The sequence below is a fragment of the Bradyrhizobium sp. OAE829 genome (assembly GCF_040546575.1).
GTDB lineage: Bacteria > Pseudomonadota > Alphaproteobacteria > Rhizobiales > Xanthobacteraceae > Bradyrhizobium.
This window is the reverse complement of the sequence record NZ_JBEPOE010000001.1, coordinates 6,277,205-6,297,150: the sequence shown is the minus strand read 5'-3', so window position 1 is coordinate 6,297,150 and position 19,946 is coordinate 6,277,205. Positions and strand designations below refer to the sequence as shown.

The window sequence follows — 19,946 nt, the reverse complement described above, 5'->3', positions numbered from 1 at the left end:
CCGTTCGTATGGCGCGCATTCCTGATTCAAATTTTCAAACAATTGACCACGCAACTCCGCATTCTCGCGGCGCATCGCGTCCGAGCTTTGCAAGTAACTTCCTTACCCTCAAAAATTCAGAGGGCGCAGGGAATGCCGGATGCGCGCTGCACCCGCGGTCTCATGTGCGATTGTGCATAAAAATGCTGCACACGAGCATACAGGGCAGCGGAGAGCATCCGACATTCCCTGCGCAATGGCTTTACGGCTTATAACGCGCTCTCCCCGGTGAGACGGCCTCTATTGCCACCGTCGCCCCTCGGAAGCGTTAGCTCCCGAAAGGCTTGACGCCGTTACGGGCGCCAGGACCACACGCTTTCGCCGTACGCTTCAGCCGCGACCGTCAATCGCAAACCTCAGCGTCCACCGCAACCCGCCCCTCGTCGTGACGACGGCCGACGCCCCTCTGAGTGGGACGGGATGGGTAAGAATGTGCCGGTGATTTGGGTCCAAGGAAAGGGAAATATTTTCGATTTTCGGAAATTTTGGACTTGACACGATTTCTATAAATCAGAAATGATTTGCCCGTCGCGCCAGATTGCCGCAGCCGCCCCGTCATCCTGCCGTCAGGTACACTTGCCTTGTACCGAACGTCGTCATGCCCGGCCTTGCCGCCTTCGCTAAAGCTTCGGCGGGCCTGCGACTCGTGGCCTCGTCGAAGCCTTGGCGGAGACGGGTGCCGGGCATCCACGTCTTACCCTCGATTAGCAAGAAAGACGTGGATGGCCGGGACATAGGCGAGCGGAAGCGACGCCGTCTTACAGACGGCTATGCCCGGCCATGACGAGAAAGGCGATCGATGCGTCGCTCAGACCGCGCGGCGGCGACCTGCAACCATGCTGTAGACAAGCAGGACCACAATGGCGCCCACGACCGCGCCGATCAGGCCGGCGCCTTCGCCGGGCCGATACCAGCCGAGTGCCTGGCCGAGAAACGACGCAACGAACGCCCCGACGATGCCGAGGATCGTCGTGAGGATGAACCCCGAGGGCTCGTTGTCTCCGGGCATGATGAACTTCGCTATCACGCCGGCCACGAAACCAATAATAATCGTCCAGATAATGCCCATATCAAAATCCTCAGTTTGTGAGCGTCAGCTCGGAAGGCGTCCGTCGGGCGTGTATTGATCGACGGCATTCGGAAGTTCGCGTGAGAGCCTTGCCAGGAGTTCCTCCTGCGACAGGCCGGTTTGCTGTTCCAGCGCGGCCAGCACATCCGCGCCGATAGCCTGTTTCAGTTGCGGGGCCGGAAGCTCCTTGTTCGGTCCCTTGCCAACCCAGGACTCGGCAGCATCTCCCTGGCCGTTCTCCTTGAAACGTTCGAGCAACTCGCCGAGCCCGCCGCCCAGCAGTCCGCCGACACCGCCGCCGCCGAGAGCTCCGCCAAGATTGCCGAGCAAGCCGCCCAGAGGATTTTGCTGGTTGCCGGCGCCTGGCTGCGTATTGCCGGTCGCTCCCTTCAGCATCTCGGCGATCTTGTCCCTGTTCTGGTAGCCCGCCAAAGCGAGCAAGCCCAATAGCGCCGTCATCGATGGCATCCCGCGGGACATGTGCGTCTCCTTCGTTGAATCACTGAATCACCGCGCCTGTAACGTGCCAGTTCCCGCCGGGTTCCATGCAAGCCGCCAGATAGGTTCGATTGTCGTCTGAGAGGATTTTTCCATCGCACAGCGGCGGCACTGACCGCCACGAAAGCCGCCAATGATCATAGCGCCGGACGGAAGACGCATAACGTCGCGATGCGAGGAACCAAAGACATAACGAGAGATTAGGCCCGCTCCTGAAACTCTGGAGAAAATTATGAAACGCTCAGTTCTTTTCGTTTGTATCGGATTGCTGGCGGCCACCACGGCCTCGGCGCAAAACCCGCCGGCGCAGCCCGGACCAAACAACAACGCGATCAACAGCGCCGGACAAAACAACTCCAACGCTCCTGTCGCGGGTCGCAACAGTTTCACCGAAGGACAAGCCAAGTCGAAAATCGAGGATGCCGGCTACACCAACGTCACCGAACTCAAGAAGGACGACAATGGCGTGTGGCGCGGCAAGGCCAGCAAGAGCGGGTCCGCTACTGCGGTGAGCGTCGATTTTCAAGGCAACGTCAATACTGCCAAGTAAGGAACAATAAAAATGACCGTCACAATCTCTCGCCTATACGACAATCACGCTGACGCTCGGCAAGCCGTGCAGCGCCTCGAGACCGCCGGCGTGCCGCACTCGGACATCAGTCTGGTCGCCAATAATTCCGACGGCTGGTTCAACACCGACAAGAAGGTGGATCGCGACCACGATGGCACCGACGACCGCGCCGAAGGTGCCGGCACGGGTGCCGGCATCGGCGCCGGCGTCGGTGGCGCAGCCGGCCTGCTGGCCGGACTGGGCTTGCTGGCGATCCCCGGGCTGGGGCCCGTTGTTGCGGCCGGTTGGCTGGCCGCAACTGCGGTTGGCGCGGCCGCAGGTGCCGCCACCGGCGGTATCGTCGGCGCGCTCACGCAAGCCGGCGTTTCGGAAGCCGATGCTCACTCCTACGCCGAAGGCATTCGCCGAGGCGGCACGCTGGTGTCGGCACGCGTAGCCGATGCGGATCGTTCCCGCTTTGAGACGGCATTGAACGAATCTTCCGTCAACCTGCGCGACCGCAGCGCCGCCTGGCAGAAGGCCGGGTGGAAGTCGTTCGATCCCGCCAGCAAGCCCTACGGCGCGGATGAGGTCCGAAAGGAGCGCGCGCTGTACGGCGGCTGAATTCGATAGGCGAAACCACGAGACGGCCCGCTCCGGCGGGCCGTTTTTTTGCCGAACTGGAGGTTCTGACCTTGCTTGACGCCACAGACCATCCATATACCATCCATACAGATGTCGCATGGAGCTAGATGATGATGGCGAGCAATGTGCAGGAGTTTCGACCTAAGCCCCCTGACACCGAAAAAATCACGATCAATCTTGGTTATGTCGACCTTGGTCATGTCGATCTAATGGTTCAGGAAGGATTCTATTCGAACCGAACTGATTTCATCCGGACAGCGATCCGGAACCAACTCGAACGTCACGCAGACGTTGTAAAGCAGTCAACGGCCCGAAAAAGTCTGGACCTCGGTCTGCGGAACTACAGCCGCGAGGATCTTGAAGCAGCACGACGAGCCGGTGAGACACTCCACATCAATGTCCTCGGCCTTGCCAATATCGCCCAAGACGTCACGCCCGAGCTTGCGCGCGCGACCATAGCCTCCGTCTCCGTGCTGGGAGCTTTGCATGCCAGTCCGGCGGTCAAAGCGGCTCTCGCCGACAGGATGCGGTGACGGCATGATTAAGCAGGACATTGTTCGCGAAGCCACCCGCCTCACGCGCGCAGGCCAACTCGTTGAGGCCACCGCACTCCTTCAGCGCATGCTTCGTGGGGAGAGCGCGCCAGACGCGACATGGCGCAGCGGTGCGCTGATCATCGACGCCAAGGCCAATCCCATTGAGGAGACGGATAGTCCTCAATTGGCTGGGTCCACATCTTCCCAACCGCGTATGCTCCGAGCGCTGCTCGATCGCGCAAAGGAGCACTCGGGGATCGGGCTGCAAGGTGTATTGAATCGCACGCCGCTGTCCATGCCGGACATCGTGCCGGCGGGCGCGAGGTTCATCGAGGGTGCCTACAGCAATCCGGCGGGGAGTCGCGCCTACAGGCTTTTCATCCCCAGCCGCTATCAGGGACAACCGCTTCCTTTGGTCGTCATGCTTCACGGCTGCAGCCAGTCACCGGACGATTTCGCCGCCGGTACCAGAATGAACTTTGTTGCAGAGGAACAAAAGTGCTTCGTGGTCTATCCTGCACAGCACAGCAAGGCCAACCAGGCGAAATGCTGGAATTGGTTTCGCACGGCAGACCAGCAGCGGGACAGAGGTGAACCCTCGCTTATCGCAGGTATCACGCGTCAAATCATGCACGACTATTCGGTCGATCAAAGGCGCGTCTACGTCGGCGGCCTGTCGGCCGGAGCCGCCGCTGCGGCTATCATGGGAGCAACCTACAAAGATCTGTATGCGGCGGTTGGAATCCATTCCGGCCTCGCCTGCGGGGCCGCCACTGACATACCCTCTGCATTTGCCGCCATGCGGCAAGGTGGCAGCCCCGGTAGCGTCATTTCAGGTGACGAACCATCTGTCCCAACCATTGTTTTTCACGGCGATCGCGACACTACGGTGCATCCAAACAACGGCGACCAAATTCTCAAGTCTATGAGAACGAGGAGGACACAAGAGAAGGTGCACCGCGGGCAGGTAGCGGGGGGCCGTGCCTATACCCGCACAATTCATAGCGACGCGAACGGGCGCGCAATGTTGGAGCATTGGAATGTGCACGGTGCCGGACACGCATGGTCGGGAGGCAGCCCCGCGGGCTCCTATACTGATCCGCGAGGACCCGATGCCACAAGGGAAATGCTGCGTTTTTTCCTCGATCATTCGCTCCCGTCGCCGCCTGTCGCATAGTTGAATCAAAGCAGCTGCAACGCGGCATGTTGTAAGGAAAACAGCCCGCATTGCTGCGGGCTGCGGCTGCGGCATGCGTAAGAGCGAAAAAGCCGCAAAACAGTTGAGGCTGCTGGCGGAGCAATCGACGAGCCGAAAACCGCAGCTGGCGCCCAAGCCGAGAGGAGCGGCACGAGCGCATAGCCGGGAGCTATGTGTACCGCCTCGGGGGACACAAATTCTAATCGTCGTCCGCGGCCCAGGGGACGGTGCCGCTCTTCCACTTGCCTTCGACCTTGTCCGTATCCTCGATCAGTTGATCGATGACGCTGATCGGCTTCTTGCCCGGGTTCTTCTGGCAGAATTCAAAGATCAGCGGGAGGATCTTCTTTTCGTTCATCAAATAGAGGTCGACATACTGGCTGTCGCCCTCCAGCAATGCGATGTTGGCGGCGCTCATATAGCCCTGGACCCAATAGAATATCAGGGAGTTGGTCACGTTATTGAAGCCCTCTTCCGGCTTCATGTCCTTGGCCAGCTTTTCACAAGACGCGACGCCGATCCCGTTGGTCGCCAATGGTTGTGCGCCGGCCGGCGCGGCGAAGGTGAAGAAGCAAGCCGCAACGGCCGATAGTCCGTAAGGAATGCGATTGATAGCGCTCATGGAAGCTCCGTTTGTGCGCGCAATGGCTGCAAGTATGTCATGCAGATTGCCCCATCGGCGGATTCGAGTCGACTCCCCGGCTCCCTAAGGTAAGCGATTCTGCCGCAACGACGGTGCGGCCGCTCCGCCTATCTCAACGAGCGCACCATGCCTCGGATATTCCAGCTGCATTGCAACGAAGTCGGCGGTCGGCATGCCGTAACGCGTCTCGATTGCAGCCAGCGTCTGGTCCAGCATCTTGGCCGGCGGCGAAGCGCCGATGTCAGGCAACCGCCGCTCCGCCGGCCAGTTGGCCGCGACCTCATCGGGCACAATGCGGATGCCGTTGCGGGTCTCCTGCCCGCCGGCGGTGGCAGCAAAAGTCACCGCGCGTGAGCGGTAGGTGCGCGACCAGGCGTCCGCGACGAGGGCCAGCGACACTTCGTCCATGCCGGGCGAAAGCTCGATGCCGAGCTGCTCGCGATTCCAGAAGGCCATGACGTTGCGCATCGCCGTCAGCGCGAACGGGCGCGTGAACTGAAAGGCGCTGCTGTCATGACGCGCGTCCCAGTCGCCAAGACCGATGTCGCGGCCAACGGCCTTGGCCTTGTCGCGTCCGGCAATGGCCTCGATCAGGGTCAGCGACATCGGCATCGACGCTGATATTCCCGTCGTCGTCGCCACGGCGCCGTCGACCACCAGCCGCCGGTTCGCGACATAGCGGATCGACGGATGCTTGCCCTGCAATTCCTTCAGCGAATACCAGTGCGTCGTCGCCCGCTTGCCGTGGAGCAATCCGGCATCGCCGACGACTTTTGCCCCGGCACAGACGCCGACGACGATCGCACCCTTGGCGGCCTGGCTCCGGATCCATTGCAGCGCGGATGGATCGTCGTCACGGCTCATGGCGGGGACGATGACGTAATCGGCGCCATCAGGATGCTGCGCGTCGAAATCAGCGGTGGTCGCCTGCGGCTCCACCTTCAGCACCGGGAACAGCGTCATCGGACCCGGATTGGTTGCGAGTGTCACCACATCGGCCACATCGGCGCGCGCCAGGATGCCATAGGGCATCAGATAGTCCGTGGTTTCGGTGGCGTCATTGATGCCGATGATCGCGATCAGCGGACGCTGGCGTTTCGGCGGCTTCAGCGCGGCAATGGTGGCCTCGGCCTCCTCTTTCGCGATCGGCGGCGGAGCCGCAAACGAAGCCGCCGGAGGCAGCGTGAAAATCCAGCCCGCAAAGACGAGTGCGAACAGCGCGGGGGCGCCGAGGCCGATCCATTTTACAAGTCGCCAGTTCATGGTTGCTTGGCTCTGACATCCGTTTCGATTTGTCGCGCAAGCTACTGCGCGCATGGCCGAGCCGAAATGGCGTAAATCGCGCAAAAACAGACATGCGTTGGAACGCCGTCGTCGTTCACGAATTGATGAACCAGCGCCGTACCGCGGTTCCGGGCGGCGAATGGCGCAGTGGTCAATCTCGATGCCTGTTATGCGTCCGTCAGGTCATCATCTTGCCAACGTTATGGACTGAACAGGATTTCGGTTGGTTGGACGGCGCAGGCGCCCGCACGCCGCGCACCTTACCCAATACGGTCGATCAAGCCAGAGGTTAGTATTGTCGGAATCTCCACTCATTCTCGTCGTCGAAGACGAGTATCCGTTGCAGGGCATCGTCGAATCAACGTTGAACGATGGCGGTTTTGAAGCCGACATTCTGTCGTCGGGCGAAGAGGCGCTGACCCTTGTCAGGGGCCGGGTCAAGAACTACCGGGCGCTCGTCACCGATGTCAGCCTGAAGGGCACGATGAGCGGCTGGGACGTAGCTCAACAGATCAGGGAGATCGACCCGCATTGTCCGGTCATCTACATGACGGGCCTGGCTGCGGATGAATGGTCATCGCGGGGCGTGCCCAACAGCGTGCTGTTGCAAAAGCCGTTCGCGCCGGCGCAACTCGTCACGGCGGTTTCCCAGCTGCTGAATGCCGGCCCGGCCACCGCGTAGGCGCTTGCCGAACGCACCCTCATTTCGCGTTGCCCGATGAGCCCGACGTCAATCACTTCCCTATTCCGGCCTGCGCTGTTACGTTCGACCTCGCAAAAAACAGGACAGAACGTCGCCGATCGCTCGGCGCAACTTTGGGGAGAAAGACAAGATGTTTTCGCACGTCATGATCGGGACCAACGACCTGGAAAAAGCCAAGGTGTTTTATGACGCCTTGCTGGGCACGCTCGACATTCCGCCCGGGCGGGTCGACCGCCACCGCATCTTCTACCGCAGCAAAACCGGCACCTTCTCGGTGTCGAAGCCGATCGACGGCAAGGAAGCATGCCACGCCAATGGCGGCACGATCGGCTTTACCGCCAATTCCCCCGAACAGGCCGACGCGTTTCACGCGGCCGGCCTCGCCCATGGCGGCAAGACCTGCGAGGATCCGCCCGGCATCCGCGAAGGCAGCGGGGTGAAACTCTACATCGCCTATCTGCGCGACCCCGACGGCAACAAGCTCTGCGCGCTGCACCGCGTGGCGTGAGGCGTATGTAGAGAGGCAAATGTAGCCCGCATGAGCGGAGCGATATGCGGGTAGATCCAAGGTCCCGGATGTCGCGGAGTTTATCATCGGGCGCGCATTCGCGCGACCCGTTGGCTCATCCGGGCTACGATTGCATCCTGGCATTGACGAAGGACCGCCGCGTTGCCGTGACGGCGCGTCGAATCTTCGCAGGAACAATTCGTGATGCCGCCGGTTGCTCGTTCTCAGACAATGGAGGAGCAACCATGGTTACGGAAGCAAGAGAAACCGGTTCCCTGATCGGCAGCGACAAGGTGGAAGGAACCGCCGTGTACGGCGCCGATGACACCAAGATCGGATCGATCGAACGCGTCATGATCGACAAGATGAGCGGCAAGGTCTCGTATGCCGTGTTGAGCTTTGGCGGCTTTCTCGGGATCGGTGACGACCATTATCCGCTGCCCTGGCAGTCGCTGAAGTACGACACCAATCTCGGCGGCTATCGCACTGGCATTACAGAGACGCAGCTGCAAGGCGCGCCGAGATACGGCAATGACAACGCCTGGAACTGGTCCGATCCAGCGAGGGTACGCACGGTCAACGACTATTACGGCATCGCGATGTAGCCACCGCCACCGCGCAAGGACTGCAAAGGCCCGCTGTGAGGCGGGCCTTTACGTTTGGCGGGACGGAGTTTCGGGATGGTTAATCATAAGCTTCAAGGATTGGCCTGGAATCGCAGTGCCGAAAGCTAAATGGCCACAGGATGCGAGGACAATCTCTTAAGGAAGCTCCGGTACAGCTGCCGGATAATCGACCTTCCAAACAAGACGGGCAACGGCCCGCGGCCCAGGGACCAGACGATGGACGATTCGGTTCAGATCCGCTGCCACCGCTGCAAATCGTGTTTTCGCGAAAAGGCGCGACGGCTGCAGAGCGGCTATTCCCGGCAGTGCATCAGCTGCGAAACGATGCTGTTCTTTGACGACGGCTCCGCCGACAAGAACATCCAGCGGACGCTGCGGGACGCGAGAAGAATTCGCAAGGAGCTGCGCGATGCCGAAGCCGTGAAGTTTGCCACCTCGGCGCTGGTGTCCTCAAGCCGCGAGGCCTCAAGCGCAAGGTCCATGACCTCGGGTCGCGAAGAGTAGGCCGCCCCCGTAAATTGAGCTAGCATTGGCGTTCCCGGGGGGCACACCGATGACAATTCACCGTCAAATTCATCGCCGACAATTCCTGCAGTTCACGGCCGCCGGCCTCGCCGCGCCGGCGTTTCCGCATGCCGCCGCGGCGGAGGATTACCCGTCCCGGCCGGTGCGCATCGTTGCCGGTTTTGCTGCCGGCGGCGGCGTCGACATCACGGCGCGGCTGATCGGCCAGTGGCTCAACGAGCGGCTCGGGCAATCCTTCGTGGTCGAAAACCGCACCGGCGCCGGCGGCAACATCGGCACCGAGGCCGTGGTCGGCGCCGCGCCCGACGGCTACACGCTGCTGCTCGCCACCGTGCCGAACGCGGTCAACGCCGCGCTCTACAGTAATCTGAAGTTCAACTTCATCCGCGACATCGCCCCGGTCGCCGGCATCATCCGCGTGCCGATGATCATCCTGTTGCACCCGACCGTGCCGGTGAAAACCGTTCCCGAATTGATCGCCTATGCCAAGGCCAATCCGGGCAAGGTCAACATGGCCTCCGCCGGCAATGGCAGCGCGCCGCATATGGCGGGCGAGCTGTTCAAGACGATGACCGGCGTCAACATGGTGCATGTGCCCTATCGCGGCCAGGGCCCGGCGCTGACCGATCTCCTGGGCGGCGAGGTGCAGGTGCTGTTCGCAACCGCCCCGGGCACGACGGATTATATCGCCAGCGGCAGACTGCGTGCGCTGGCGGTGACCACGGCGGCGCGGGCGGAAGTGGCGCCGGAGCTGCCGCCGGTCGGCGATTTCGTGCCGGGCTACGAGACGAGCCAGTGGTACGGCATGTGCGCGCCCGCCAGGACGCCGGCTGACATCATCGGAAAGCTCAACAAGGAGATCAACGCAGGCATCGCCGACGCCCGCATGAAAGGCCGCCTCGCCGCGATCGGCGGCGAACCGCTGCCGGGCACGCCAGCCGATTTCGGCAAGCTGATCGCGGAAGAGACGGTGAAATGGGCCAAGGTGGTTCAGGCGGGCGGATTGAAGCCGGACTAGTCAGTACCCCGCATGAGGTCCGTAGGGTGGGTTAGGCGAAGCCGTAACCCACCGCAGATGTGGCCACGAAGATGGTGGGTTACGCTTCGCTAACCCACCCTACGAAGCAACAGAAATACTATCTTCCCTTATAAACCGCCCGGCGCTTTTCCTTGACCGCGGCGGCGGCCTCGATCGCGTCTTCGCTTTCCTTGACTTCATGAAGCTGGCGCTGGGCGCGGCCGGATTGCTCGGAGGGTCCGTGCGGCAGGACGCCTTCGGTGACGAAGCGCTTCAGGGTTTTCAGCACCAGCGGCGAGAACTCGGTCATCTCGCGCGCCATCTTCAGCGCGACCTCGACCTGCTGCCCGACCGGCACCACCTCGTTGACAAGGCCGATATTCCAGGCGCGCTGCACCTCGACGATACGGCACAGCAGCATCATCTCCATCGCGATCTTGTGCGGGATGCGTGCCGCCAATCCTGCGATCATGCCGCCGGTAAATCCCATCCGCGCTTCGGGGTAGGAGAATTTGGCGTTCTCGGCGGCGACCGTGAGATCGCACATCATCGACAGCACCAGCGCGCCGCCGACGCACCAGCCGCCCACCGCCGAGATGATCGGTTTTGTCGTCTCAAACCCGACGGTCGGAATGCAGCGCCACAGTTCGGGAAAATTGCCGGTGTCGGCGCCGCCGGAAAACGCCTCATTGCCGGCGCCGGTCAATACCGCGGCCCTCTGCGTCGGCGAGCGCTCGAACTCGACAAAGACCTTCTGCAGCAACAGCGCGGTCTCGGCGCAGATGGCGTTGCGGCGCTCCGGCCGGTTGATCGTGACCAGCGTGGTGCCGTCGGCATTGTTCTCGACCAGAACTTTTTGCATTTTTGTTTTCCTCCCCGGATGCGGGGAGCGTAGCATCGGGCGGGCGCCTGTGCGACCCGCCCGGAAGGCGCGCCGGTGCCCGCTCAGCGCATGCGCCAGCTCTTGTCGATGTAGCGCTGGCGGTCGAGTTCGGTCAGCTGCAACGCGGCGCGGTAGCTGTCGTCATCGGTCTTGACGAAATAGGTTTTGACCTGGATCGGCACCTGTTCCTCATCGGGGCCGTCGGCGAAAGCCTCGCGCAGCGGCCGTCCATCAAAGCGGCTGAGGTCGACCTCGCCGTCGAGATTCATCAGTGCCAGCAAGGTCGGCGCAAGGTCGACATTGCTCGAGGGCGTGCGCACGGTCACGCCACGCTTGAAATCGGCGCCCCAGGCCAGGAACGTGTTGCGGACGGTCCATGGGCTCATGCTGCCGTGGTTGCCGGCGGTGCCGGTGAGCGGCCCGGTGGTGGCCGCCTCGGTGTAGTCGGATCCGCTCACGCCCGAGGGGCTCTTGGCCGAACTCCAGGGAAAGGTGAACACGATGTCGGGACCGCGTTCGCTGTTGGCGAGATGAACCAGTTCGAGCGCGAAGGTGCCGGGCACCTGTCCCTCCACCGGCACGCCCGAGCCGCCGGGTTTACCCGCGGTGAAGAGCACGCCGACCCATTGCTGCCGCTGCAGGAAGGAAACAATGGCGCCGATCCGCTCCGGATTTCGATCGCGGACATGCAGCGACATGGTCTGTCCGCTGCTGGCGAGGACGACGTCATCGCTGTCGGGACCGAGCTTGAGCCCGGCCTTGATCAGTTCATCAGCGACATTGACGCCGAAGATACCGTGACCAAAGCCATGGTCGGAAACGACGATGATATTGGTCTTCTCGATCAGCCCGAGCTCGCGCAACCGCCCGAGCACGAGGCCGACCTCGCGGTCGTCATGACGGATGGCGGCGCGGGCCTCGGTGGAGCCTGCGCCGGCCGCGTGCTGGACATGGTCCGGCTCGGTGAGCCAGTTGACGATCACGTCGGGCTTGAGCTCGGGCAGCACGTAGTCGCGCAGCACCTGCCCCGTCCAGCTGACCTGATCGAGATACGGATCCTTGGCGCCGCCCTTTTTCGGTGCGGCCGGAAAGCGGCGCAGGATTGCCTCGTTCGCAGTGTCGGGGAATGCCACCCGCACCCCCGGCTCCCAATCGGCATTCACCAGCACGCCAACGCCCTTTGGCGCGCGCGGGTTGACCAGAAGCGCGCTCCCGGTCGAACCCGAACTGACGACGGCCAGGGTCTTGCCGCGCTCGGCGAGAATTTCACCCAGGGTCTTGGACAGCACCATGCGCTCGCCGGTGACGGCATCGAGGCGGAGCAGGTTCTTGTGATTATCATTGTTGAATGCCCGGTTCGGATCGACCTGCCGGACATAGAGTCGATTGCCGAAAATGCCGTTGCGGTCGGGATAGACGCCGGTCCCGATCGCTGCCGCGTTGGCACGGGTCACGGTCGGGAATACCGCGTGACCGTTTGGAAAATTCACGCCCTGCTCGCGCAGCCGCCAGAGATTGGGGGTTTCCTGCTCGGTAATGGAGTCGGGCCGCAAGCCGTCGAGCACAAGCACGAGATTCAGGGTTGCTTTGCCGGCCGCTGCCGGGCCGGCCGCGGTCGCTGCCGCAATGGCGGCGGCAATTGCAACCACGAAGGAAGGCTTCATCATCGATCGTCCCCGCTAAGCGCATTTTTCAGGATTTGGTGCTGCGCGTGGGTTAGCCAAAAGCTGTTGCAGTTCGATGACTTGCAGGCCGAATGGCAAGCACCGTTCCGCACCATCAAGCCGCGGCCCTCAGCTCGGATACTTCGCCTCGACGAGTTGTGGAATGGTTCGTATCAGCCCACCAAGCTCGCCTGACGTCAGCAACAGGACAACATCATCCGGCCGCAAGATGTCGCCCAATCTCGCCAATGCCCCGTCCGGGTCGCTGATCGCCTCTGCATCGAAGTTCGCCGCCCTGACGCGGGCGACGATTTCGTCCTGGGTCAATTGGGCATGGGTGCCGGCGCCCTGCGAAGCCGGCTGATAGATGAAAATCCTGGACGCTCCGGCAAATGCGTCGTCATAGGCTGATATCGCCGCCCGGTTTCGCCAGGTGAATGTATGCGGCTCGAACACGATGATCAGCCGACGATCGGGGAAATGGAGTTTTGTGGCGACGATGGCGCTCCGGGCTTTTTCGTAGGACGAGCCAAACCCTTCGTAGACCGGCACCTTTGATGCGGGCGAGAGCAATTCCATGCGGCGCTTGACGCCCAGGAACGTGCTCATGCCGGCGTTCAGCTCCTCGGGCGACAGCAGCTTCTTCTCCAGCAGCATCGCGCTGACGCCGACGATATTTTCGATGTTGTGATCGCCGAGCATGCGGGTCGAGAGGCGAATGATCTTTTCGCTGCCGCGCATCAGGTCGAAACCGGTTTCCGCGCCACGCTCGATGTTCGCGGCATGCCAATGCGCCTTGTCGTCCAAGGCATAAAAAACCGTGGCGCAGGCGAGGCCTTCGGAAAGGGCGCGCGCGTGGGGCTCGCTGCTGCAGACCACCAGAAGTCCGTCTGAAGGCAGTGAGCCAACCAGGCTTTGATACGGGGCCAGATAATCCGCGTGCGTCGGAAAGACGTTGATGTGGTCGTGGGTCGCCGAGGTCAGCAGGACATTCCTTGCGTTGTAAAGGAGGAATTTCGACCTGTTGTCCCAATTCGACGCCGGGTATTCGTCGCCTTCGAGAACGAACGTCGGGCCTTGCCCGCGGTGCGCGTGCCGTTCGAACCCGTTGGTGATCTCACCGATAAAATAGCTCGGGTCCCTGTTCGAGACCTTCAGGCACCACGCCAGCAGCGCAGAGCAGGTCGACTTGCCGTAACTTCCTGCGGCCACGATCGTCTCGGAACCGGCGGTCATGTCGTGCAGCAAATCCGCAAACGATCGCACCAGCTTTCCGCTGTCCATCGCCGCGCGAACTTCTTCATTGCTGTCAGGCTGAAGCTTTGCGTTCTTGCCGATCACGATGACATCGGCATCGTCAGGAATGTTCTCTTTGCGGTATCCCGCGGCAAACGGGATCTTCTCGTTCCTGAGATAGTCGCTGACCGGCGGGTAAAAGCCTTCGTCGGAGCCGCTGATCTGCACGCCCATCTGCCGGAGCAGCAGCGCGGTCGCGCTCATGCCCTTTCCGGCAATGCCAATGAAATGCGCCTTCGAAAAATTCATCTGCCCCCCTGATTCGGGGATATTAGAGCGTTTTCGAGCGAAGTGGATACGGTTCGCTTCAAGAAAGCGCGTCACATCCAGAATCTGGAGCCCCGTTCCGATTCAATCGGAACGGGGTCTGGCGCTTACCGAGGGGTGATGAAACCGGTTCGGTGCCAACTGTGACGCGTATTCGCGCGGCCCGGCAGCTCAATCTTCCCGGGCTGCCATGCAAAAAGGGCCCCCGCATATCTCGAGGGCCCCGTCCGCCTAGTCCTCTGTTGTCTGCAATTCCTTTGTCTCGACCTTATCCGACGAAGACCTGATCCGCTCCAGCAGTTGCAGGAATTCAGCGGTTTCGTCCGCGATCGATTTCGGCTGGGGCTTCGGTGGGAACGGTATCACTTCAGACATGGGCAAACCTCCCTGGGTGCCATTCCGCGCGGCACGTCCTTCTCATGCGAAATTGGCGCGTTTGTGCGGCGCGCCGTTTCGCGCGCGCCCGGAAGCCGCCTTAAATAATTCCAATTCTGCTCGGACGCGATCAGCCCCTGGACAATCCACGCACAACGGGATTGCGGAGCGGGCGCCTGGCATCGAAGCCATCAGGTAATTTTCCTGCGCGACTTCGATCGGGTTCAGGCGAGTGTTCTTCGCGGGGGATCAGCGTGGCTTCGAATGGCAGGCCCGGCGCCTGCTTGGCCGTTCCCGAGCAGGACGCCAGCCTGCCCTTGAATCTCCCCGCAAGTTCTACGTCGACCACGTCGAGGCCGAACAGCGTGGGCGGACCTGCGGCATGCCGCGTGGTCGTCAACGCCGCGGTGAAATGGTCGTTATCGACCTGGTAGGAGCCGCTATAGGTGAAGAAGCTGTCGCCGCCCGATATAATGCCATTTGCAAGGTTCACGATGCCGGTGCCTTCGCCACGCGACGTCTTGAACCAAACAGCATATTGGCCGTCTCTGCGCATGAAGAACTCTCGCATGAGGAGAACTAACGATCGGTACCAACTAATGGTTGGCGCATCGAACCGCTACAAAGGCGTCGCGCGGTAGTTAATGATCCAGAAAACGCGAGACGAAAATTGTAATCGCGAGCATGAACTGATTTGCAAGCTGAATGCACATCCCGATCCGCGCGCGCGAGAGGCGATCGCCGGTCACGACGCACGGCCTTCCCGGCCGCTTCAGATGTTCACGTGAGTTACCGTTAACAGAAGCCTTCGCAAATGCCGCGGCTTCCTTTCCTGAACAACACAACCGTCACGCGTGACGACATCACCGCAGGATCGACGGCCGAAAACAGCGCTGTAGCGTGCAATACATAACGAATCCGGCGAGAGAGGTTAGCAAGTTTAGGTTGTGAAGTTAAGGAGTGCGTAAACTTTCCTCAGTATTTTCCCTTATAGAACTGCCAGGGTCCCGGAAAGAACCCATGGCTGCGGCGGTTCAGTTACAACAACCGTCGCGGCTGCGCCGCACAAGGGGGCTTTGTTGGCACTGCCGTTTCCATACAATCCAGCATTGGATGGATTGCGGGCGGTCGCAGTGCTCCTGGTCATCGCAGATCATTGCGACGTTACGGTATTCGACCAGGGTTATTTTGGCGTCGATCTGTTTTTCGTTCTGAGCGGCTTTCTGATTACGCGGCTTCTCGTGGACGAAATTGGCGCGACGGGACGGATCGACCTGTGGAGATTCTATCTGCGCCGGTTGCTCCGTCTCACCCCGCCCCTGCTGCTGTTTCTGGCGGCGTATCTGCTGATTGCCCCCCTGCTCTGGCCGCAGCTCGGCCTCATGTCGCATGTGCGCGACGCCGCGCTGGCGGCATTTTATCTGACCGACTATTCGCAGGCCTTCTGGCACAATCCGAAAGTGCTGATTCACACATGGTCGCTCTCGGTCGAGGAGCACTTCTATCTGATCTGGCCGTTCGCAGTTCTGCTGCTGGCGCGCATCGGGCCTCGCGGGCGTCTGGCCGTTCTCTTCGGCCTCTATTTGCTCGCCAGCGCATGGCGCATATACATCTATGAAACCCTGGGATGGGACGCGACGTATTATCGCTTTGATGCGCGGATCGACGGCCTGGTTTGCGGCGCGCTGCTGGCGACAGCCCTCCGGCACAAGGACCTGATCTCGGAAAGAGCAGCCAATGTCGCGGGCGTCGTCGCGTGGGCAGCACTCACCGTCTGCCTCTCGATCGGCTTCTGGCGCGCGCCCTGGTCGTTGGTGATCATGACCAATGTTGCCCATGTCGCCGCCGCAGGCTTGCTGATCTCGGCCTCGACAAGAGAATCGAGGGTCAGTCTGGTGTTGTCCGCACCCCCGCTGGTTGGCATCGGCCTCATCTCTTACGGCATGTATCTGTGGCATTATCCGGCAGCCATCTACTTCAGGGAGTTGTTTCCCTGGTACCTGACTGGTCCGATCGTCCTCGGTTTTTCGATCGCCATGGCTACGGTCAGCTATTTGGCTGTCGAACGGCCACTGCAGCGCTATCGCCGCGGTCTCGGAGGACATCAGCGCAACGCCGCGACCAAGCCCGCAGCAGTAGGCGGCGAGCAAGTGCCACAGACCGCAATTGGCGCCACGACGACGTAGCGAGCAGGTCGTCGCGCGCGACGCCATTACCTTTGCCAGGATCGACCGCAGGCCCTCGCTGTTCTAACGCACCTGCACGTCGACGATGCCAATGCCCTCGAGACTGAAGCGATAGCTGGCATCGCTATCCGGAAACACTGTCTTCATGACGCTGCCGGTCATCACAACCTGCCCCGCCTTCAAGCCAACTCCACGCGCATTGAGTTGCGTGGCGAGCCAGGCGACGGAATTGAAGGGATGGCCGAGGATGTCGCGACCATGGCCCTCGCCGATGTCAACGCCATCCTTTGTGGCACGTCCCATCACCGTCTCCAGGTCGGGCCATTTCGCCGCGAATTCCGACAGGACGATGCCGCCGTTCCAGGAATTATCCGATACCAGCGAAAGCACATCGAGATTGCCGTAATCGGCGTTGCGGTCATCCACGATTTCGATGGCTGCGCAGACACCGCCGACATGCGGCGCAATCATTTCAGCGGTCACCGGCGCAGCCGTGCCCGGCACGTCGGATTTGATGCGAACCGCGATCTCGAATTCGAGACCGAGCCGGCCGAAATCCGCGCGGCGGATGGTCGCGCCGGATTGATGCACGCGCCTTGCGAGCACCACGCCGGCGATGGGGTGGTCGATCCCGCAGAATTTCTGCATCGTCGCCGAGGTCAGGCCGACCTTGTAGCCCACGGTGTCGCCATGCTCGCTCCGGAGCAACGCGACGTACCTGTCCTGAATGTCATAGGCGTCCGAGATCGTGGCAGGCTTGTCCGGCGGCGCGAGCGAGGTGAACTGCGCGTTGGCTTTATGTGCCGCAAGCTGCGATTGCGCCGCGCGCCCGGGCTGCAACGTCTTCCATGGTGGTCTCCCCTGTTGTTTTCTTGTAGCCGCATGAGCGCAGTTCGTAGGGTGGGTTAGCGAAGCGCAACCCACCAACTTCTTTCGTCGAACAACTGGTGGGTATCGCTTCCGCCTTCGCTCTTTGAGCTACGGCGGACAAGTCGCTCCACCCACCCTACGCGGATATGTTGTAGCCCGCATGAGCGCAGCGCAATGCGGGATTCGAAAGAAGACCCGGATCGCTTTCGCTCATCCGGGCTACGCTTGCTTTCGTCGGGACAAGTGGTGGGTATCGCTTACGCTCCACCCACCCTACGCAATCAATTATTTCACTCCGCCGCTTGACGGGTCTCCGGTGCGTCGATCACTTCGAGCACCTTCGGCGGCGACATCGGCAAGGCGTAGAAGCGCTTGCCGAGCGCGTTGTAGATCGCATTGGCCACGGCGGCCATCACGGGGACCAGCGGCACTTCGCCCACGCCCTTGACGCCTTGCGGGTGTTTCGGGTTCGGCACCTCGACCATGATGCAGTCGATCATCGGCAGGTCCGAACAAACCGGCATGCGATAGTCGAGGAAGCCGGGATTATCGACCTTGCCCTCCTTCGTATAGATGTATTCCTCGTTCAGCGCCCAGCCGATGCCCTGCGCGACGCCGCCCTGCAGCTGGCCCTCGACATAGCCGGGATGAATGGCGCGGCCGACATCCTGCACCGCGGTGTAGCGGATCACGCGCGCGATACCGAGATCGACGTCGACCTCGACGTCGCAGACATGCGTGCCGAAGCCGCCGTCCGCGCCTTGGGTGTTGAGCTGCACGCCGGCGCCGATCGGGCCGCCCATCGCGTTCGCCTTCTCGGCGAGATCCTTCAGGGTCAGCGGCGGGAACTGGCCGGCATTCGGGCTCACCGGATGCGCCGCGCCGTCTTCCCACTTCACCGCCTCGGGGTCGATTTCCCAGATTTTTGCGGCGCGTTCGCGCAAGGTCTTGATGATCTGTTCGGTCGACTGCGTCACCACGATCGAGGAGGCGAACAGCACGCGGCTGCCGCCGGTGAGGTTGGAGAAGCCGATGGTTTGCGTGTCGCCGATGATGACGGAGACGCGGCGATAATCGATGCCGAGCAGCTCGGCGCAGATGTTGGCGATGCCGGCGCGCGAGCCGCCGATATCGGGATGGCCCGTGGTGACGACGACGTTGCCGTCCTCGGTGATGTTAACCTGCGCGGAGGATTCGCCGCCGGCGTTGAACCAGAATCCGGATGCGACGCCCCTACCCTGCAATTTGCCGAGCGGCGCCTTGTAGTGGTCCGATTGCTTCGCGGCTTCCACCGTCTCGATGTAGCCGATGCGCGGGAAGGTCGGTCCGTGCGCGGCTTTCGTTCCTTCCTTGGCGGCGTTCTTCAGGCGGAAGTCGAGCGGGTCCATCTTCAGCGCCTCGGCGACCTCGTCGAGCACGCATTCCACCGCATAAGCGCCGATCGGCGCGCCCGGCGCGCGATAGGCCGCCACTTTCGAGCGGTTGGAGCAGACGTCATAGCCTTCCGACAGCAGGTTCGGGATGTCGTAGGGTGTGAAGCTGCAGCCGACCGCGCCGCGGATCGGCGAGCCCGGGAGAGCGCCGGCCTGCAGATAGAAGGTGCCGTGCGCGGCGACGATCTTGCCGTCCTTGGTGGCGCCGATCTTCACCGTGCTCTTCGAGCCTGAGGTGGGCCCGGTCGCGCGCATCACTTCCTCGCGCGTCATCACCATCTTCACCGGGCGGCCGGACTTTTTCGCCAGCAGCGTCGCCAGCGGCTCGAGATAGACGATGGTCTTGCCACCAAAACCGCCGCCGATCTCGGCGGGGATGGCGCGGATGTCGCTCTGCGGGATGCCGGTGAGATGGGCCGTCATCGCGCGGACCATGAACTGGCCCTGGCTGGAGCTCCAGATCGTGGTCTTGCCATCGGGCGCGACGCTGATCAGACAGGCATGCGGCTCGATATAGCCCTGATGCACCGGGCGCGTCGTGAAGCTGCGCTCGATGACGACGTCGGCCTTCTTGAAGCCTTCGGCGAGATCACCCTTCTTGTGCTCGATCCGGCCGGCGATGTTGGAAGGCTTGCCCTCGAACTTGTTGAACTCGTGCAGTATCGGCGCGTCGGATTTGATCGCGTCCTCGATCTCGATCGCGAAGGGCAGCACTTCGTAGTCGACCTCGATCAGCTTGCAGGCTTCGGCCGCAATCGCTTCTGATGTAGCGGCAACGGCCGCAATGGGGTGTCCGGGAAACAGCGCCTTTTCGCGCGCCATCACGTTGCGGCACATCCAGCGCATGTCCTGGATGCCGAGCATGACGGCGCCCTTCTCGATCGGGAAATCGACGATGTCGCGCGCGGTGACGACGGCCTTGACGCCGGGCAGCGCTTCCGCCTTCGCCGTGTTGATCGATTTGATGCGTGCATGCGCGTGCGGGCTGCGCAACACCTTGCCCCAGATCATGCCGGGCATATTGGTGTCGGCGGCGAATTGCGCGCGGCCGGTCACCTTGTCCATACCATCAGGACGAATGGTGCGCTGGCCGATCCACTTGTTGTTGGTGACGACGGTCATGGTGCTGG

21 protein-coding genes are annotated in these 19,946 nt (G+C 61.9%); 10 read left to right on the top strand and 11 right to left on the bottom strand.

What is annotated here, in order from left to right; translation table 11 throughout:
• Window positions 1-847 precede the first annotated feature (847 nt).
• Together ABIE49_RS30345 and ABIE49_RS30340 are read right to left on the bottom strand one after the other, a co-directional pair.
• The gene (locus tag ABIE49_RS30345) at window positions 848-1,108 is read right to left on the bottom strand and encodes a GlsB/YeaQ/YmgE family stress response membrane protein (RefSeq protein WP_192738529.1); all 261 of its coding nucleotides are present in this window, start codon (window positions 1,106-1,108) and stop codon (window positions 848-850) included.
• Window positions 1,109-1,132: 24 nt separating this feature from the next.
• Window positions 1,133-1,588: a YidB family protein gene (locus tag ABIE49_RS30340; RefSeq protein WP_192738528.1), complete on the bottom strand. Its 456-nt coding sequence runs from the start codon at window positions 1,586-1,588 to the stop codon at window positions 1,133-1,135.
• Between the two features lie 250 nt (window positions 1,589-1,838).
• On the opposite strand from ABIE49_RS30340, the gene ABIE49_RS30335 reads away from it, so the two are divergent.
• From ABIE49_RS30335 to ABIE49_RS30320, 4 genes are all read left to right on the top strand, one after another.
• Window positions 1,839-2,156: a hypothetical protein gene (locus tag ABIE49_RS30335; RefSeq protein WP_192738527.1), complete on the top strand. Its 318-nt coding sequence runs from the start codon at window positions 1,839-1,841 to the stop codon at window positions 2,154-2,156.
• Window positions 2,157-2,168: 12 nt separating this feature from the next.
• Window positions 2,169-2,780, top strand: coding sequence for a hypothetical protein (locus ABIE49_RS30330; RefSeq protein WP_192738526.1), 612 nt, complete (start codon window positions 2,169-2,171; stop codon window positions 2,778-2,780).
• A gap of 134 nt (window positions 2,781-2,914) precedes the next feature.
• The gene (locus tag ABIE49_RS30325) at window positions 2,915-3,334 is read left to right on the top strand and encodes a ribbon-helix-helix domain-containing protein (protein WP_192738609.1); all 420 of its coding nucleotides are present in this window, start codon (window positions 2,915-2,917) and stop codon (window positions 3,332-3,334) included.
• A 4-nt stretch (window positions 3,335-3,338) separates the two neighbouring features.
• Window positions 3,339-4,514: an extracellular catalytic domain type 1 short-chain-length polyhydroxyalkanoate depolymerase gene (locus tag ABIE49_RS30320; RefSeq protein WP_192738525.1), complete on the top strand. Its 1,176-nt coding sequence runs from the start codon at window positions 3,339-3,341 to the stop codon at window positions 4,512-4,514.
• 220 nt (window positions 4,515-4,734) lie between these two features.
• On the opposite strand, the gene ABIE49_RS30315 is transcribed toward ABIE49_RS30320, so the two are convergent.
• Both ABIE49_RS30315 and ABIE49_RS30310 read right to left on the bottom strand, forming a co-directional pair.
• Window positions 4,735-5,157, bottom strand: coding sequence for a hypothetical protein (locus tag ABIE49_RS30315; RefSeq protein WP_192738524.1), 423 nt, complete (start codon window positions 5,155-5,157; stop codon window positions 4,735-4,737).
• An 84-nt stretch (window positions 5,158-5,241) separates the two neighbouring features.
• Window positions 5,242-6,441 (bottom strand): DJ-1/PfpI family protein, encoded by a 1,200-nt coding sequence (locus ABIE49_RS30310; RefSeq protein WP_192738523.1) that lies wholly within the window; start codon window positions 6,439-6,441, stop codon window positions 5,242-5,244.
• A gap of 316 nt (window positions 6,442-6,757) precedes the next feature.
• Here ABIE49_RS30310 and ABIE49_RS30305 point away from each other — a divergent pair, with 316 nt between their 5' ends.
• The 5 genes from ABIE49_RS30305 to ABIE49_RS30285 all read left to right on the top strand — a co-directional run bounded on the left by ABIE49_RS30305 (window position 6,758) and on the right by ABIE49_RS30285 (window position 9,842).
• Window positions 6,758-7,144 (top strand): response regulator, encoded by a 387-nt coding sequence (locus ABIE49_RS30305; RefSeq protein ID WP_192738522.1) that lies wholly within the window; start codon window positions 6,758-6,760, stop codon window positions 7,142-7,144.
• A 151-nt stretch (window positions 7,145-7,295) separates the two neighbouring features.
• The gene (locus ABIE49_RS30300) at window positions 7,296-7,673 is read left to right on the top strand and encodes a VOC family protein (RefSeq protein ID WP_192738521.1); all 378 of its coding nucleotides are present in this window, start codon (window positions 7,296-7,298) and stop codon (window positions 7,671-7,673) included.
• A 245-nt stretch (window positions 7,674-7,918) separates the two neighbouring features.
• Window positions 7,919-8,278 (top strand): PRC-barrel domain-containing protein, encoded by a 360-nt coding sequence (locus tag ABIE49_RS30295; protein WP_192738520.1) that lies wholly within the window; start codon window positions 7,919-7,921, stop codon window positions 8,276-8,278.
• Between the two features lie 237 nt (window positions 8,279-8,515).
• Window positions 8,516-8,803 carry a hypothetical protein gene (locus tag ABIE49_RS30290; protein ID WP_192738519.1) on the top strand — a complete coding sequence of 96 codons (288 nt, stop codon included), beginning with the start codon at window positions 8,516-8,518 and terminating at the stop codon, window positions 8,801-8,803.
• A gap of 49 nt (window positions 8,804-8,852) precedes the next feature.
• Window positions 8,853-9,842: a Bug family tripartite tricarboxylate transporter substrate binding protein gene (locus ABIE49_RS30285; protein ID WP_192738518.1), complete on the top strand. Its 990-nt coding sequence runs from the start codon at window positions 8,853-8,855 to the stop codon at window positions 9,840-9,842.
• Window positions 9,843-9,960: 118 nt separating this feature from the next.
• Here ABIE49_RS30285 and ABIE49_RS30280 read toward each other — a convergent pair whose 3' ends face one another.
• From ABIE49_RS30280 to ABIE49_RS30260, 5 genes are all read right to left on the bottom strand, one after another.
• A complete protein-coding gene (locus ABIE49_RS30280) occupies window positions 9,961-10,704 on the bottom strand; it encodes an enoyl-CoA hydratase/isomerase family protein (protein WP_192738517.1) in 744 nt (247 codons plus the stop codon).
• Between the two features lie 83 nt (window positions 10,705-10,787).
• Complete coding sequence (locus tag ABIE49_RS30275) at window positions 10,788-12,392, bottom strand: alkaline phosphatase family protein (RefSeq protein ID WP_192738516.1); 1,605 nt, start codon at window positions 12,390-12,392, stop codon at window positions 10,788-10,790.
• Window positions 12,393-12,518: 126 nt separating this feature from the next.
• Window positions 12,519-13,934 carry a UDP-N-acetylmuramate--L-alanine ligase gene (locus ABIE49_RS30270; RefSeq protein ID WP_192738515.1) on the bottom strand — a complete coding sequence of 472 codons (1,416 nt, stop codon included), beginning with the start codon at window positions 13,932-13,934 and terminating at the stop codon, window positions 12,519-12,521.
• Window positions 13,935-14,183: 249 nt separating this feature from the next.
• Window positions 14,184-14,327, bottom strand: a complete 144-nt coding sequence (locus ABIE49_RS30265) for a hypothetical protein (RefSeq protein WP_192738514.1) — start codon at window positions 14,325-14,327, stop codon at window positions 14,184-14,186.
• Between the two features lie 130 nt (window positions 14,328-14,457).
• On the bottom strand, window positions 14,458-14,883 hold the full coding sequence (locus ABIE49_RS30260) for a hypothetical protein (RefSeq protein ID WP_192738513.1): 426 nt from the start codon (window positions 14,881-14,883) through the stop codon (window positions 14,458-14,460).
• Window positions 14,884-15,406: 523 nt separating this feature from the next.
• On the opposite strand from ABIE49_RS30260, the gene ABIE49_RS30255 reads away from it, so the two are divergent.
• Entirely contained in the window at window positions 15,407-16,513 is a 1,107-nt protein-coding gene (locus ABIE49_RS30255; protein ID WP_192738512.1) for an acyltransferase family protein, read from the top strand.
• 63 nt (window positions 16,514-16,576) lie between these two features.
• Here ABIE49_RS30255 and ABIE49_RS30250 read toward each other — a convergent pair whose 3' ends face one another.
• Together ABIE49_RS30250 and ABIE49_RS30245 are read right to left on the bottom strand one after the other, a co-directional pair.
• Window positions 16,577-17,353 (bottom strand): 2-keto-4-pentenoate hydratase, encoded by a 777-nt coding sequence (locus ABIE49_RS30250; protein ID WP_354067074.1) that lies wholly within the window; start codon window positions 17,351-17,353, stop codon window positions 16,577-16,579.
• 320 nt (window positions 17,354-17,673) lie between these two features.
• Window positions 17,674-19,938: a xanthine dehydrogenase family protein molybdopterin-binding subunit gene (locus tag ABIE49_RS30245; protein WP_192738510.1), complete on the bottom strand. Its 2,265-nt coding sequence runs from the start codon at window positions 19,936-19,938 to the stop codon at window positions 17,674-17,676.
• Window positions 19,939-19,946 lie beyond the last annotated feature (8 nt).